Origin of the sequence: Xanthomonas sp. LMC-A-07, from assembly GCF_030208825.1 — a bacterium.
GTDB classification, from domain to species: domain Bacteria; phylum Pseudomonadota; class Gammaproteobacteria; order Xanthomonadales; family Xanthomonadaceae; genus Xanthomonas; species Xanthomonas campestris.
This window is the reverse complement of record NZ_JARVTF010000020.1, coordinates 121443-137963: the sequence shown is the minus strand read 5'-3', so window position 1 is coordinate 137963 and position 16521 is coordinate 121443. Positions and strand designations below refer to the sequence as shown.

8 protein-coding genes are annotated in these 16521 nt (G+C 61.8%); 6 read left to right on the top strand and 2 right to left on the bottom strand.

The genetic code is table 11. The features are described 5' to 3' along the window. Positions 1-302: 302 nt before the first annotated feature. The 5 genes from QRM89_RS19115 (at position 303) to QRM89_RS19095 (ending at position 10092) form a co-directional block, all read left to right on the top strand. On the top strand, positions 303-2987 hold the full coding sequence (locus QRM89_RS19115; protein ID WP_285448722.1) for a TonB-dependent receptor: 2685 nt from the start codon (positions 303-305) through the stop codon (positions 2985-2987). Positions 2988-3150: 163 nt separating this feature from the next. Beyond that, complete coding sequence (locus tag QRM89_RS19110; protein WP_285448721.1) at positions 3151-4359, top strand: arabinogalactan endo-1,4-beta-galactosidase; 1209 nt, start codon at positions 3151-3153, stop codon at positions 4357-4359. Next, the gene (gene galA / locus QRM89_RS19105) at positions 4356-6923 is read left to right on the top strand and encodes a beta-galactosidase GalA (protein ID WP_285448720.1); all 2568 of its coding nucleotides are present in this window, start codon (positions 4356-4358) and stop codon (positions 6921-6923) included. The genes QRM89_RS19110 and galA overlap by 4 nt, the downstream gene beginning before the upstream one ends. A gap of 1448 nt (positions 6924-8371) precedes the next feature. After that, complete coding sequence (locus QRM89_RS19100) at positions 8372-9190, top strand: hypothetical protein (protein WP_285448719.1); 819 nt, start codon at positions 8372-8374, stop codon at positions 9188-9190. Between the two features lie 308 nt (positions 9191-9498). Next, positions 9499-10092: a hypothetical protein gene (locus QRM89_RS19095; RefSeq protein WP_153064802.1), complete on the top strand. Its 594-nt coding sequence runs from the start codon at positions 9499-9501 to the stop codon at positions 10090-10092. A 224-nt stretch (positions 10093-10316) separates the two neighbouring features. Here the strand turns inward: QRM89_RS19095 and QRM89_RS19090 are convergent, their stop codons facing one another. Both QRM89_RS19090 and QRM89_RS19085 read right to left on the bottom strand, forming a co-directional pair. Continuing rightward, positions 10317-12242 (bottom strand): alpha-L-fucosidase, encoded by a 1926-nt coding sequence (locus QRM89_RS19090; RefSeq protein WP_285448824.1) that lies wholly within the window; start codon positions 12240-12242, stop codon positions 10317-10319. A 944-nt stretch (positions 12243-13186) separates the two neighbouring features. Beyond that, a complete protein-coding gene (locus QRM89_RS19085; protein ID WP_285448718.1) occupies positions 13187-13507 on the bottom strand; it encodes a hypothetical protein in 321 nt (106 codons plus the stop codon). A 279-nt stretch (positions 13508-13786) separates the two neighbouring features. Here QRM89_RS19085 and QRM89_RS19080 point away from each other — a divergent pair, with 279 nt between their 5' ends. Next, positions 13787-16042, top strand: coding sequence for a methyl-accepting chemotaxis protein (locus QRM89_RS19080; protein WP_285448717.1), 2256 nt, complete (start codon positions 13787-13789; stop codon positions 16040-16042). Positions 16043-16521 lie beyond the last annotated feature (479 nt).

Below are 16521 nucleotides of genomic sequence, written 5' to 3'. Positions count from 1 at the left end.
AGCGTGACGCAAGCGGGCGCTAGCGCTGCACTGCAGCATTCCAACGCGAGATAGCTCCCGCAAAATGCTTCATTGGAATGGAATGTCATGCGCTTCTACCCTGAAGCGGACACATGCAGTACAGGGGGCGCGCCATCGGGTCATACGATGACGCGGCACGCATACCGCAGGTGCACCACTAGCGCATTCGCAGCACCGTCATTCCGCGTAGAAACACGCCAGTTGCGCGTTTCGCGCCACCCGGCCACACCGTGGCCAGCCTCATTTCGATTCGGTCATTTTGTCCTGGGAGGGATCAAAAGATGCCTGTTCACCACTCCGCCCGCCCGGTCAGCCGGCACGCGCGTCCGCTGCCTGCCCGTGCAGTGCTGTGCACCACCATCGCCTGCGTACTCGCCACCGCCTTCAGTGCCCAGGCCCAGGACAGCACGCCGCCCGCGCAGCCGCCGGCCACTGGCGCGACCACCGCCCAGGCGCCGGTCACGCTGGACAACATCACCGTGATCGGACAGCGCGCCAGCCTCAATCAGGCTGTGCAAGCCAAGCAGATGTCCGACCACGTGATGGAAGTGATCTCCGCCGACAACATGGGCCAGATGCCCAATGTCACCGTCGCCGAGGCGCTGGTGCGCCTGCCCGGCGTCAACGGCACCCGCGACCGCGGCAACGAGAGCCTGGCCACCGTGCGTGGCCTGGGCCCACGCATGACCATGGGCACCGTCAACGGGCGCGAAATCGCCTCGTCCGAACCCAATCGTGCCGTGCGCTGGGAAGTGTTCCCCACCGAAATCGTCTCCACGGTCAAGGTGTACAAGACGCAGTCGGCGGACCTGGTGGCCGGCGGTCTGGCAGCCACCGTGGACATCTCCACCATCAGCCCGCTGGACTATACCGGCGCGGGCTTTGTCGGCACCGCCGGCCCGGTGTTCTACGACCATGCCAAGGACGTGGACGGCTACAGCCCGTGGGGTAACCGCTTCGGCGCCAGCCTGGTGCACAAATTCAACGACAACCTGGCCGTGGCGTTTGGCGCCACCTACCAGAAGCAGAAGAACTCCAACTCGTCGATCGGCAGCTGGGGCTATACCGACGCCACCACCTCGCGCGATGTGGATGGCGATGGCACCGTGGACCCCACCCCGTTCGGCGCCGCCGACCAGCTCAAGCTGACCGAACAGACCCGCACCGGCGCGATGGGCACGGTGCAATGGCGCTCGGGCAACTTCGAGATGAAGTTCGACGGGTTGTATTCGCGCATCGAAATCGACGAGGACCAGCTGCAGAACTGGTTCAACGGGCTGGCCTTCAGCACGTTCTCGACCGGCGCCAACCCGTACACCACACCCGGCTCGTCCTACACCATCGTCGATGGCGACGTGGTGGCCGGCACGCTGGCCAACTCGAACCTGCAGGTCGACCATGTGGTCAGCCACTACAACGAGGTCAAGACACTCACCGCAGGCGGCTTGAACGCCAAGTGGAACGGCGATGTGTGGACACTGGCCAGCGACCTGTCGTTCTCGCAGGCCAAGCGCGACAACACCTGGCAGGCGGTGCGCTTCGGCAGCAACCCAGACACGGTGTCGTTCGATTTCCGCCGCAGCGTCACGCCCACCATCCGCACCAGTTCGGACACGCCCGAATACGGCATCGCCGGCCAGACCGAGCCGCAGGCATTGCGCGACAAGATCGCCGCGCTGGCGCTCAACGCCGGCCGCCAGATCGACATGGCCGCGTTCACCTCGGTGGAATTCGGCGTGCGCGCCGCGCGCCGCGAAAAACAGAACCGCCGCTTCATCAGCAATCAGTCCGGCTACGACCAGCCGATTTCGGCATACCAGAACCTGATCTACCCGGTGACCATGCCGGACTTGAACGTGCCCACGCTCACCGGCGGCAACATGGATGCCATTGCCGATGTCGGCTTCGGCGGGTTTGATCCGGCCACGCTCGACGAGCAGCTGCTCGACCACTGGAACGTCAAGGAAGACGTGCGCGAAGCCTTCGCCAAGGCGGTCTTCAGCTCACAGCTGTTCGGCACCGATGTCACCGGCAATATCGGCGTGCGCCTGGTCAACACCAAGACCACCAGCGACGGCTTCGATTCGGTTGGCACCACCGTGCAGGCCAGCAGCGACAGCAAGGACTACACCGACGTTCTGCCCAGCGCCACGCTCAACTTCCTGATCGACGACCAGCGCATCCTGCGCTTTGCCGTAGCCAAGGTCATCGCACGCCCGCCGCTGGACGAGCTGCGCACCGGCCGCCGCCTGGACGACCCCACCGTGACCGTGGGCCAGCTCACGGGCAGCGGCGGCAACCCACAGCTGGACCCGTTCAAGGCCACCCAGGTCGATGTGTCGTATGAGTGGTACTTCCACAAGGAAGCACTGGCCGCGCTGGCGGTGTACCGCAAGGAAGTGGACTCCAGCATCGGCTACCGCACCGACCGCGAAGTGATCAACGGCCTCGATTACCTGGTCAGCGCGCCGTTCAATGGCGGCGGCGGGCATATCAACGGCGTGGAGCTCACCTTGCAGACGCCGTTCTACTTCATCCCGCACATGGAAAATTTCGGCGTCTACTCCAACTTCTCGCTGGTGGATTCCAACCTCAAGGAATTCTCGCCGGCAGACAACCCGTTGCCGCTGAGCGGCCTGGCGCGCAAGACCGGCACCCTCGACCTGTGGTACAGCAACGGCACCTTCGAAGCGCGCGTGGGCTACAAGTACCACAGCCCCTACACGGTGGTGTACGGCTGGAATGCGGCGCGGCTTGCGCGTCTGCAGAGCGAAGGCACGGTAGATCTGAGCTTGAACTGGCAGTACAGCAAGCAGCTGGGCTTCCGCTTCCAGGCCGGCAACCTCACCAACGAACCGCTGCGCGCCTATACCGACAACAAGCCCAACCGTCTGGCCAACCAGGACGACGGCGGCTACCAGGTGTTCGGCCGCCGCTACGCGCTGGAAGCCACCTACAAGTTCTGAGCACCAATGACAGCATGGCTGCGCAGTCGCATATGGCGCGCAGCCGCAACCGCAGGTTGGATGTACGCCGTGCATTCCACTTCGCGTGACCGGCCGCGCCCAGGCGCGATGACCTGCGGCATGCTGTCGGCCGCTTCACGTTTTCGATCTGCCGAGGAATTGCATGCGCTCCACTCACCGCCTCTGGGCGCCGGCGCTGCTCGCGCTGGCACTGTCCACCGCCGCTTACGCCGCACCCGCCCCGAAAACGCTGTATCTGGGCGCGGACCTGTCCTACGTCAACGAGATGGAGGAATGCGGCGTGCAGTACCGCGAGAACGGCGTGGTGAAAGACCCGTTCGAACTCTTCCATACACACGGCGCCAACCTGGTGCGTGTGCGGCTGTGGAACGATGCGCGCTGGACCAAATACAGCGACCTGTCCGACGTCAAGAAGACCATCCGCCGCGCGCACGCGCAGGGCATGCAGGTGCTGCTGGACCTGCACTACTCCGACGACTGGGCCGATGGCGAAAAACAGCTGATTCCCAAGGCCTGGGCCAGCATCACCGACACCGAGGAGCTGGCGCGCACGCTCTACGGGTTTACCTACGACACGCTGAGCGCACTCGATCGCGCCGGGCTGATGCCCGAGCTGGTGCAGGTGGGCAACGAAAGCAATTCCGATCTGATGGACAGCATTCCCTGGGACAAGAAGCGCCCGATCGATTGGCAACGCAACGCCAAGCTGTTCAACGCCGGCATCAAGGCGGTGCGCGACATCAGCGCACGCTCGGCCATCAAACCGCGGGTGATGCTGCATATCGCCCAGCCGGAAAATGTAGAGCCGTGGTTCGCCGCCGCCACCAAGGCCGGCGTGACCGACTTCGATTTGATCGGCATCAGCTACTACCGCAAGTGGTCCACCCAGTCGATGGCCGAGCTGGGCAAGACCATCAAGCGCTTGCGCGGCCGCTTTGATGCCGACGTGGTGGTGGTGGAAACCGCCTACCCGTGGACACTGGCATCGGGCGACACCTCGCACAACCTGCTCGGCGAAGACTCGCTGATTGCCGGTTACCCGGCCACGCCGCAAGGCCAGGCGCGCTACATGGTGGATCTCACCCAGCTGGTGATCGATACCGGCGGGGCCGGCGTGGTGTATTGGGAGCCGGCATGGACCAGCAGCAGCTGCAAGACGCGCTGGGGCACCGGCTCGTCGTGGGAGAACGCCAGCTTCTTCGATTTCCAGCACAACAACGAAGTATTGCCGGCGATCGACTTCATGCGCCATCCGTATACCGGTGCGCCTGCATCGCATCGCTCCGAAGCAGGCAAGCCTGCTATCGACACGCAAGGCGACGCTGCCGACAACAAGAGGACGCAGCCATGACCGGCATCAATCGCCGCGAGTTACTGCGCGGCATGTTGGCAAGTGGCGTGCGTGCCGCACTCCCGGCCGGTGCAGCCGGTGCGCTGTTGCCCGGCAGTGCGGATGCAGCACCAGCCGCGGCGAAAGATGCCACGCCGCTCGCCCCGCTCGGCGATGCAAGCCTGGCACCACGCGAACGGCTGCTGTTCGACTTTGGTTGGCGCTTTCATCTCGGCCATGCCAGCGACCCGGCGCGCGACTTTGAGTTCGGCACCTTCCAGCGCACCTTCGCCAAGGCCGGCAAGGACACCGCCACCGCCGCGCAACTGGCCTTCGACGACAGCAGCTGGCAACAGGTGGACTTGCCGCACGACTGGGCCGTGACCCTGCCCTTCCGCCCGGAGCCGATCTCCGCCTCGCTGACCGAAGAAGACCCGGCGGCCGCGCACGGCTACAAGGCACTGGGCACGAGCTTTCCGGAAAACAGCGTGGGTTGGTATCGGCGTACGCTGCAGATTCCGGCAAGCGATCTGGGCAAGCGCATCAGCCTGGTGTTCGACGGCGTGTTCCGCGATTGCGTGGTGTTTTGCAACGGCCACATCGTCGGGCGCAATGCCAGCGGCTATTGCGGCTTCGAGGTCGACCTCAGCGAAGTGCTCGACTACGGCAAGCCCAACCTCATCGCCGTGCGCGTGGATGCCACGCTCGGCGAAGGCTGGTTCTATGAAGGCGCCGGCATCTACCGGCATCTGTGGCTGCAGAAGACCGACCCGCTGCATGTGCCGCAGCATGGCGTGTTTGTGCGCAGCAGCCTGCAAGGCGACAACGCCACCGCGCAGCTTTCCACCGAAGTGCGCAACGACGGCACCGCGTCACGTCAATGCGTGGTGCAGGCCCGCATCACCGCACCGGATGGACGCATCGTGGCGCAAGCGGCTAGCGCAGCGGTCACGGTTGCGCCCGGTCAGGTACAGGTCGTCGAACAGACCGTGCCGCTCGGCCAGGCCGCGCTGTGGTCGATCGACACCCCGCAGCTCTACACCCTCACCACCAGCGTGCACAGCGCAGGGGTTGCGGTCGATGCGCTTGCAACACCGTTCGGCGTGCGCAGCATCGCCTTCGATGCACAACGCGGCTTTCTATTGAATGGCGAGCCGTTGAAATTGCACGGCACCAATAATCACCAGGACCATGCCGGCGTTGGCACGGCCATTCCCGATGCCTTGCACGCATGGCGCCTGCGCCAGCTCAAGTCGATGGGCTGCAACGCATATCGCAGCTCGCATAATCCGGCCACCCCCGAACTGCTCGCGCTGTGCGACCGCCTGGGCATGTTCGTGATCGAAGAAACCCGGCGCATGTCCACCGACCCGGAGGCAATGGCCGAACTGGAGACGATGGTGCGGCGCGGGCGCAACCACCCCAGCGTGATCCTGTGGTCGCTCGGCAACGAAGAGCCGCAACAGGTCACCGAACGCGGCGCGCGCATTGTCACGCGCATGCAGCGACGCGTGCGCCAGCTCGACCCCACCCGCCCTACCACCTTCGCCATGGACAAGGGCTTTGGCGACGGCGTCGGCCAGGTGGTGGATGTGGTCGGCTTCAACTACCGCACCAGCCAGATGGATGGCTTCCACGCGCAATATCCCAACATTCCGATCTACGGCAGCGAAACCGGCAGCACCGTCTCCGTGCGCGGCAACTATCTGCGCGACGACACCCGCGGCTACACCCGCGCCTATGACCTGGACCACCCCTGGTGGGCGAGCACCGCCGAAGCCTGGTGGAGCTATGTGGCGCAGCGCCCGTACATTGCCGGCGGCTTCATCTGGACCGGCTTCGACTATCGCGGCGAACCTACGCCCTACAACCGCTGGCCCAACGTCGCCTCGCAATTCGGCGTGCTCGACAGCTGCGGCTTTCCCAAGGACAACTACTGGTACTACCGCGCGCAATGGACCACCGAGCCAGTGCTGCATCTGTTCCCGCACTGGAACTGGGAGGGCCTGCTGCAACCGGACGACAACGGCCACGTCGAGGTCTGGTGCCACAGCAATCTCGAAGCGGTCGAGCTACTGGTCAACGGCGTCAGCCAGGGCCTGCAGCAGGTCCCGGCGTACGGCCATGTCGAATGGCGCGTGGCTTACGCACCGGGCGTGATCGAAGCACGCGGCTACCGCGGCGGCAAACTGGTGCTCACCGAACGCCGCGAAACGGCTGGCAAACCGGCAGCGATCCGCTTGAGTTGCGATCGCACCGCACTGCGCGCCGACGCCGAAGATGTGGCAGTGGTGAAAGTAGAGATCGTCGACGCACAAGGCAGGCTTGTACCGAATGCCGACCACCTGGTGCACTTCGCCCTGCATGGACCTGCGCATCTGATCGGCGTAGGCAACGGCGACCCCAGTAGCCACGAAGACGACAAGGCACCACAGCGCAAGGCGTTCAATGGCTTGTGTGCGGCGCTGCTGCAGACCACACGCAGCAGCGGCGATATCGTACTGGAGGCCAGCGCGCCCGGATTGAGCCCGGCTAGACTGCGCTTGCAGGTTGCCACGTCGGCCTTGCGGCCGTCGGTGGGCTAACCTCTCCATCAGGTGCAGTTGGCCCCTGCACAGGCCCGCGCCCTCTATTGGCGCGGGCAATGCAGACCCGGCTCGCCGCGGCAACGATAGGGCACGACGGTGCAGCGCTCCACGGCTTGTAGATGACCTCCCTGCAAACCGAAAGAACTTCCGTGCCTCACGGAGATGCACCTAGCCCGACATCCTGGAAGCCGCGTCTGACCAACGCGCATCAATTAGTGGTGGCTCAAGTCGCCTGCGTCCTCTCTAGGGGACACCACCGATCATTGCTCAATGCTGGCAGCACCTCATGTCCGGCGGCCAGTCTGAAGCAGCACGTGCCCGCCAAGAGATAGCCTCAGCGACAAAACAGTAGTGGCCCGCCGTCGCACATCATCTTCGCTCTGAGAACCAATCGAGCAGATGACCGCCGGTTCTCGCGTCAACCTTGTGCAAGGTCACGCTTCTGGGTCTGGACGTCAGCGCAAAAGGCCATTGCCCAGCGCGCAATTGCCGCCAAACGCACAAAGTCACTTAGCCATTCTGGAAATTGGGTGACGCAGCCGTCATTAGATCTGCATCCCGGCCTACAGCTGCACTGAAAACACGGCGACAAGAGCAGGCAGACAGGCGGTCCAGCTTGACCGAAAGCGAGCCGGGAGAAATTTATTTTCTTTCTCTCTGCAACCCGCTTGCCGCGCCGCCCTGTCAATGCCAGATCATCCACCGCTATTCCACAACCATATAAGACCCGTACAACCACACCATGAGTGTCAAAAAACTAGCATCAACCTTTGACTACTGCATCGGTTAAATCAAACCCACTTCGCAATTCGACGCCAACTTTTAAAGCAAAGATATGGTTATCTTTTGAGATTAAAGAACGTCTTTGAAAAGCAGCAATCCCTTGCCTTCTGCATAAAGTAAATTACCCAAAAATAGTAACCAACTTTATCGCACCCACTGACGATTCGTGGCAAGAACTGACATAGATAACGCTACTTGAACATGTACGTTAATCGAAAGCAGCAATCAACCGATCCTGAATGGTCAAATTTATAAGGCTGAAATCGATTAGATCAAGTCTCGAAACCGCACTGCTGCAGACATGAATTAGAAATAAGAAAGACCTGGTCACGCGCCCAGCTTCTGCAACTATTCGCCACTTTCAATCAGCGCAACTGACTCGTGCATAGCGCAATTTCCGTGCGATAACCTTAAAAGATATTGAATATCCAACGAAATTATCCACCCCAGGAAAATCAATGACTGAAAATATTAAATACGCTCCCGCGGGAAAGCCCGCTACGCCATTCGTCATGGGTGGACTCATAGCGGTCATTGGGGTGTGCTCACTAGCATATCTTGGAGTTCAATCAAGCAGCGATAAAGCTGTTAACGCAAGCCCCGCAGCCCAGACGCCCCCCCCCGTCGGAGGTGCTCATGCGTCGCACCAGGAGCATGCAAAGATGAGCGGGTTCGAATTCAGCGATTCCACAGATGCTGAGAGTGACAAGCCCTTTGGTGCGAGCGAAGTGCAACACCGCTTACAGGACTTTTTTGATCGTTGGGATTCAGGCCATGCCATGTCCCGGGCACAACGAGACATCTTCATGTCCCGCCTGCTCAGCACGATCGATTCCAGCCCAGAGGCGCGAAAGGCGGTGGCTGACTATTATGCAAAAATACCCGCAAAAGATGCCGCGAATCGAGAAATTATTCAAAACATGATCGTACGCAGCGAGTCCGGCAGAAAAATGATGGTAGACGAGGCAAATCGCATTTGGGCGAGCAAGGACGCCAGCCTCTACACTCCAATGTACAAGACGTATTCAAACTTTCCCGGCACAGCGCCAAGGGAGGCATTGTCGCAGGCGATGTCGGCTCTCAATAGCCAGGCAACCGACGTGCCAACGTCAGTCGCTGCTTTAAACTTTATTGGCACGATTGAAGAAGACACCTCCAAGGACGCAAGAAACCTGAGAAGTACTGCAATTTCGCAAATGAATTCGGTCGTAACCGGAAACGGAAACGACGCAGTGAAAGCGTTGGCTGCCCAGAAAGTCTATCGACTCTCCTCCCCCGATGCCGCAGCAGATGCGGCGGTCAATTACCTAAGAAGCGGTGCAACCGAACCGCTGGTGAGGCAGACGCTCAATTCGATCGCAAGCGGCGATGTGGAACTGACCGCGCCGCTACGCTCGACGCTCACAACGGCTGTATCGCGACCCTCTGCATCGCCTGAAGAACGGGAAATTTTACAATCCTTGGTACAGGGGCACGGCTAAACCACGCACACCAATTCTAAACAGCCGAGAGGCACGTCTTCACTTGCGATGACCCAAATAAAATAGGTTAAACATAGCAGGCAATAACATTCAATTGTCGAATTTGCCGTAAGCAGCCAATCTCGCGATTACGATATTTCCCCGGCGAGCTAAGAGGCCAATGCCTCTCACCCCAGAAATAGTAAAAATAATAGTCAATCCTAACTGAAGAACTGCGAATCTCGAGCCTTTAGCCGTATTTGAACCTCGCCCGATTGAGGTTATTCCAAAATTAATTTAAATAATCCAATTACCCAATGGAGAACGAAATGACCATCAAGTTAAGCAAATACCTTTATGCTGTTTTTCTTGCATTGACTATCGTGGGAACCGCGCAAGCCGGCGCGCAAAATCCTCACCTACATACGACCTTTGGTGGGTGGAACGGAAAAGATCAAAAATCCTTCTTTGAAGATGAAGGCACCCAAGCCGTGTGTTATGGGGATGAGGCACACTGCCCGACGTCCACCCGATCCACTGCTCGCGGAACTTGCCGAGGCCAAGACTTCAACGTTGGTCTGAGCGCGGACTGGGATTTACCCTTCAAACTTTCAGGCCTCTCCCTTTCCGGTAGTTACAACAGAAGTTGGCAAGAGTGCAACGAGCGCGCTGAGGAAAACTCTTGCCCGCCGAAAGCGCACTCCAGGTACGCGCCTGCTGTTCTCATCGGCGAACGCATGGGAACAACCCATGTTTCCGGCAGCAACTCGGGATGGTTTCAAAATGGTAGCTGCCAGGAGGGCTGGAAGAAAACCTGGCAGGGCGGACCTAACTGGCGGTGTGACTACTACGGCGGCAACTATGACAAAACGGGCTACCTTCCCGAGTTCCGGTACGTGGGTTGCGAGTATGACCCTGTCTAACGGGCCAATCTGGTTCCAGAGCTATTTCTCTTGACCTAGACCGTGATCGTGGAGTGCCTACTCGACTGAGTAGGCACTCCTAAAAACGTTCTGACGCGCACGCAGCGCTCGATGCGCGTGGGCTATCCATCTGGCCGAGCGTTACGCATCGGCGTTTGTCGGGCTTTTACCGTCGTCATGCAAAGCCTCCCACGCGGCATCTTGCCACGTGGGAGCACATGCTTTCAGCGCAAGCGCGAAAACGCACCGATCCCCGCGATTGCCAACCGGTCGGCGGGCACCGCCGGTTCCGCGAACGACAACCGCAGATAGCGAATCTGGCGCACCTCGGGGAAATTCAGACGCTGGGTCGAGAGCGCATACGCGATATTGGACAGCTCACCACTACCAGCCGGCTGCCAGTGCTGCCCATCTTCGCTTGTTTCAGCGCGATAGCCCTTCGGCGGCGCCGCACCGGCCATCACCGTGCGCGAGGGCGTGAGGCTGAAGCCGGCAACCTGATGCAACGCACCGAGATCGATGGTGGCCTGCACGGGATGGCCCGGCGTCGGCGCGGGCGTGATCCAGACCGTGCCGGCATCGTCGTCGAGCAATTTTTCTGCCCCTGGCGCGCTCGCATCGATCACTCGCCAGCCGGCGGTGGACAGCACATCTGGCGCGTTCGCCGCTGGTCGCGCCACCGGCACTGGCGCAATGGCACGGAATAGCGCGAATTCGCTGATCGCCGGGCACACCGGCGCCTCAAGCACCACCAGGCGCACGCGACGTGCGGCCACCGGGCGATCCAGCCGCACGATGCGCTGTGCACCGATGCACTGCGCTTCGGCCAGCCGACGCCACTGCCCATCGATCTCGGCTTCGACCGCGAAGCGGGTCACGCGCACACCCAGCGGTAAATATTCGCGCAGCCGAATCAGGTCGAAGCTGTGCACCGCCGACAGTTCCAACGTCAGCGTCGGCGTGGTGACAGTGTCTGGCGAGGACCAGTAGGTGTCCGGCTGGCGGTCGAGGACGCGCGCCGGTTCGAACCCAGGGCCACGCGATGCGGTGGCACTGGCCTTTGCGCCCTTGGCCAGATCGATGGCAAAGCTGGCGCGGATGGCATCGCCGAAACTCTTCAGCACCGCTACGTCGTGGTCAGGGATGCGGCCGCGTCGGTCGGGCGGCAGATTGAGATTCATGTTGGTGCCGCGCGCGACGGAGGTATCGAAATAGCGCACCAGATTTTCCGGGCTACGCACCTTGCCGTCTTCATCGGCATGGTAGAACCAGCCCGGGCGGATCGACGTGTTGGTTTCGGCCGGCCACCACAACTCCCCACCGCGCACGCCGGAATTGCCGTTTTCCTGGGTATACGGGGCATTGGGCATGGTCGGCCAGGACGGATCGCCGGCGATACCGTCCTCGTTTCCACCCCAGCGGATATCGGCGCCGAGCGGGTCGAAGGTACACGCCATTGGCTGATGTTGATGCACCAGCTCGATCATGCGTGGCCAGTTGTAGTAAGCGGGCGCATCGATCTTGCGCGATTCGCGCGCGCCACCGTAGTAACCGTCGCCTCCATTGGCGCCGTCGAACCAGAACTCGAACAGGTCGCCGTAGCGCGTGCAGAGCTCGACGATCTGTTTGCGGAAATAGTCGAGATAGCCAGGGCGCCCATACTCGGCATGGTTGCGATCCCAGGGCGAGAGGTAGATGCCGAACGCCAGACCAGCGCGCCGACACGCCGCTGCCATCTCGCCAACAATGTCCCCCTTGCCGTCCTTGTAGGGCGAGTTGCGGATGCAATGTTCGGTCAAGCGCGTCGGCCAGAGACAGAACCCATCGTGGTGCTTGGCCGTGAAAATGAGCCCTTTCAGATTACCGGCCTTCGCGGCAGCAACAATTTGATCGGCTGAGAAATCGCTGGGATCGAACTTGCGCGGATCCTCGTCGCCGTAGCCCCATTCCTTGTCGGTGAAGGTGTTCATCGCAAAATGCACGAAGGCGTACTGCTCCCAACGATGCCAGCGCAGCTGTCGCTTACTGGGCAGCGCGCCCCACGGTGCAGGCCCGCTGGCGCCGGGCGTTTGCGCGATGCCAGCAGCGGAAACGCCAAAACTGGCGGCGGCGACCACACCCGTGGCAAGAAACGTACGACGATCGATCATTGGCGCTTCCGACTTTGCACAAGTTTCGATCTTAGCTTTTTCAATGGCGAAGCGTCGCCACTGCGCAGCGATAGACGGCTGTGCACGCCAATGCACGCGGGCCAACCGGCACGGCCCGCGTTGACCGGCATGAAGCAAGCCGCGAGCGTTCGTGGCTTGACTGCTAACTGCCCCACCCGCGCTGTCGTGGTGGTACTGGAGTGTCCATGTATCCGTCGCGCGTAAAGCAAGCTCCGCGAATAGGACAAACAATGGCTCACCGACCACAACCAATAGATTCCACGCGACAACCTTGACTGACCAACGAACACCAAGCGCCGTCATTAACAGCAGCCGAAGCTTCTCATTTTGGCTGGCAATGACTTGCTGTAGTCCACATGGGTGCCCGACGAAGACAAAGGCCGCAATTCCTGCGCGAGCACATCGGCGTGCGACGTCGGGTGCCGCGGCTGTTTGATGCCGAGCGGCTGGCACCCGCGGTTTACGCTCTTCAAACTGATAATCCGTCCGGCTGCGCTATCGATTACAGGCCCTGCCTCAACGCCGCCGGCTTTCCGGGGATATGTCGACGAGACTCACAAACAGCGGCTGCCGTACCAGTACCTCAATCGCAATAAGGGCCCAGCGAGGCGACGATCAACACGGTCAGATGTCCGCATCTGGAGCGGGGGTACGCGCGCACCTATCGTGGCAGCAAGCCAGTGTTGACGAACGCGGCGAAGCCCCCGGCCTGCCGGCCGTAATCCAGATGTTGGGCGCGATGTGACATAGCTGTGCCAATCGGCGGTGCGCACATGAGGCGCTTGTTCGCGTCAGTCAGCTGCACACCAGCAGCACCACTTGTGCCCAGGCCACGGCGCGCAATGGCGAATGGCGCAATCAACGACTCTGCCTGCTTGCAGCTCGCTCTTCTGCCACGATCACGCTTGCAAGTCGCACCAACGCTAAGCATCCGGCGCAGACGCATCCAGATCACGCGGAAAATAGCGGCGCATTTTGTCTTCCCACGCCTGGAACTGCTCCAGCGTGTAGGCATCCATCGGGCGCGGCACATCGGCAGCGGCCTTGCTTTGCGCCACGAAGGCGATGCGCATCGAGGACAGCTCGTCCCACACCTTGCGTAGCTGCACAGGATCCGGGTGCGAAACCAGCATCGCTTCCAGCAAGGTGGCTTGCGCCACCCGTGCGGCCTGCAAGTCGCTGAGCGCTTCGGTCACGGCGCGCATCCATTCTTCGTTCTGCTTGTCCATCTCGGCGGCGGCCATGATTCTGAAAGAACGCGCACGGTAACGCGTTCATCGCGAGGCCGGCGTGTAGCGATATGGGCGGCTCAATACGACAGCCTCAGCATCCTGGGGCACGCGCCGCAGCTGCCGCCAGTCGGTGTATTCCTTACATCTGTGAAATACAAATCCAGGGTAAACCGCTAATCCAATCGTCCAATCAAGTTTGCTGTTCCAGCGTCGCTATCAGCGTACCAGGGCGATCACACATGCTTCACATGAAGGCCCTGCACCTCCTCCTCTGCAACGCAGGATTGCTGCATGAACGCTTTTCTTCAACGCTACAACGTCGGCCACCGGCTCGGCGCCGCATTCGGCATCCTGATCCTGCTCTCCGGCCTGCTCGTCGCCACCGGCCTGAGCAGCATGGCCAGCGCGCGCCAGCAGCTGGATTTCATCGTGCTGGACCGCATGGCCAAGATCCAGCTCGGCAACGGCATGCTCGATGCGAACTCGTCCATCCTGATTGCGCTCGGCACCTATGCCATGGCCACCAGCGACGCCCTCAACGATGAGGCGCTGGCCACCATCAAGACCCAGCGGCAGCGCTACAGCGATCTGCGCGCCAAGCTCGATGCGCTTCCCAGTTCCGAAGAAGGCCGAAAGATCCGTGCAGTGATGGATGAGAAGCGCGCGCTCTCGGGAACCGTCAACGACGAGGTGATGGCGCTGTCTGCCAAGAACGACAATGCCGCTGCGCAGACCCTGCTCAGCGAAAAGGCACGCCCCGCCACCTTGGCCTGGCAGGAAAAGATCCGTGAGCTGGTGACGCGCCAGGAAGATCAGAGCCAGCAGGCATACACGGAAGCGGTTGCGTCCATGACCCGCGGCAAACTGCTGTTGCTCGTTGGCGGTGCCGCAGTGGTGGTGATCAGCAGCTTGCTTGCCTGGCTGATCACGCGCAGCCTGACCCAGCCGCTCAACCGCGCCACCACCGCTGCCGAGGCGATCGCGCGCGGCCAGCTGGACAACAACGTTGACACCACCGCACAGGATGAAACCGGCCGCCTGCTGCGCGCGATGAGCGGCATGCAGAGCCAGGTGCAGGCACTGCTGCGCGCACAGGCCGACATGGCCAAGCATCACGACGCCGGCCAGATCAGCTTCCGCATCGATGCCGGCAGTTTCCCCGGCGACTACGGCCGCATGGCGCAAGACACCAACACGTTGGTGGCCGCACATCTGGCCGTACAGAATTCCCTGGCGCGCATCATGGGCCGCTACGCGATTGGCGACCTGAGCGAAAGTATGGAGCGGCTGCCCGGCGAAAAGGCAGTGCTCACGCAGACCATGGACGAGGTCAAGGCGAACCTGTCGGCGATGAACCTGGAGATCAAGCAGCTTGCGCAATCGGCGGCCAACGGCGACTTCACCGCGCGTGGCGATGCCGAGCGCTTCCAGTACGACTTCCGCGTCATGGTCGACAGCCTGAACCAGCTGATGGCCACCGCCGATGGCAACCTGCAGTCGCTGTCTGCACTGCTGCAATCCATTGCCGATGGCGATCTCACCGCGCGTATGACCGGCGAATTCAAGGGCGTGTTCGCGCAGATGCGTGACGACGCCAATACCACTGCATCGCAGCTTGCCGAGATCGTTGGCCGCATCCAGCACTCTGCCGTGTCGATCAATACGGCAGCCAGCGAAATCGCTGCGGGCAATCAGGACCTGTCGCAGCGCACCGAGCAGCAGGCGGCCAATCTCGAAGAAACCGCAGCGTCGATGGAAGAACTCACCTCCACCGTGCGCCAGAACGCCGAGCACGCGCGTCAGGCCAATCAGCTGGCGATCGGTGCGGCCAGCGTGGCCTCGCAGGGCGGCGAGATCGTCAGCAAGGTGGTCGGCACCATGGCGGGCATCGAAGCCTCGTCGAAGAAGATCGCCGACATCATCAGCGTCATTGACGGCATCTCCTTCCAGACCAATATCCTGGCCTTGAACGCCGCAGTGGAAGCCGCGCGCGCAGGTGAACAAGGCCGCGGATTCGCAGTGGTTGCCTCGGAGGTGCGCACCCTGGCACAACGCTCCACCGCCGCAGCGAAGGAGATCAAGAGCCTGATCGACGACTCGGTGCATCGCGTTGCCGAAGGTTCCACGCTGGTGCACACCGCAGGCAACACCATGGCCGACATCGTCTCCAGCGTGCAGCGCGTCACCGACATCATGGGCGAGATCTCCGCCGCCTCGCAGGAGCAGTCTGCCGGCATCGAGCAGGTCAATCTCACCGTGACCCAGATGGACGAAGCCACCCAGCAGAACGCGGCACTGGTGGAAGAAGCCACCGCCGCGGCGCGCTCGATGGAAGAACAGGCCGGCCAGCTCACCCAGGCAGTAGCCGTGTTCAAGATCGAGGCCGCACCGGCGATTGCATCGCGCACACCATCGGCCAATGTCGCGCGCCTCAAGCCGGTGGCGCACCACCCCGCCAGCCGGCCAGCGCCCGCCAAACCGCCGATCAAACGCACCGCAACGCTCGCGGCAGCACCGTCCAACGGCGCCGATTGGCAGGAGTTCTGATGCAAAGGCCGGTTGCGAGAGCAGCCGGCTTTTTCGGTGAGACGATCAGGTTTTACGCATTGGCGTTGATGCGCCCGGGTGATCTGAGCCACTGCAACGGGAGATGTGTCGACAGCGCATCATCCACAACATCGCTCCGAAGCGTCACCGCATCGCCTCACCGCAACTGCCGGCGTGCGAGCACTCCACGCAGCTGTGCCGCACGCAGTCTCTACGCGCTGACGGCAGCATGCCCGCCCCTGCCGCACGATTGCAGATCACCTGCCGCAGACCACTGCCCGTTGCCATCCCGCACGCAGGCTAGGCGCCATCACGCCCATCCGCACGCCCGCGCTAGCGCATTCGCTGCGCCCCCTGAGGCACCCGCCGCTAACCGCGCAGCGTGCTTTGCGCGCCAGCACCCTCACCGATTCAGGCCACAGCGCAGCGACCGTGGCGCGGATTTCGGACCGGCTCGGCTTAAACTTGCACCCCCAACG

Excerpts from the sequence above, each read along its gene's own strand:
- QRM89_RS19080 (WP_285448717.1), top strand. The coding sequence starts at position 13,787 with ATGAACGCTTTTCTTCAACGCTACAACGTCGGCCACCGGCTCGGCGCC.
- QRM89_RS19095 (WP_153064802.1), top strand. The coding sequence starts at position 9,499 with ATGACCATCAAGTTAAGCAAATACCTTTATGCTGTTTTTCTTGCATTG.
- QRM89_RS19115 (WP_285448722.1), top strand. The coding sequence starts at position 303 with ATGCCTGTTCACCACTCCGCCCGCCCGGTCAGCCGGCACGCGCGTCCG.
- QRM89_RS19110 (WP_285448721.1), top strand. The coding sequence starts at position 3,151 with ATGCGCTCCACTCACCGCCTCTGGGCGCCGGCGCTGCTCGCGCTGGCA.
- QRM89_RS19100 (WP_285448719.1), top strand. The coding sequence starts at position 8,372 with ATGAGCGGGTTCGAATTCAGCGATTCCACAGATGCTGAGAGTGACAAG.
- QRM89_RS19090 (WP_285448824.1), bottom strand. The coding sequence starts at position 12,242 with ATGATCGATCGTCGTACGTTTCTTGCCACGGGTGTGGTCGCCGCCGCC.
- galA (WP_285448720.1), top strand. The coding sequence starts at position 4,356 with ATGACCGGCATCAATCGCCGCGAGTTACTGCGCGGCATGTTGGCAAGT.
- QRM89_RS19085 (WP_285448718.1), bottom strand. The coding sequence starts at position 13,507 with ATGGCCGCCGCCGAGATGGACAAGCAGAACGAAGAATGGATGCGCGCC.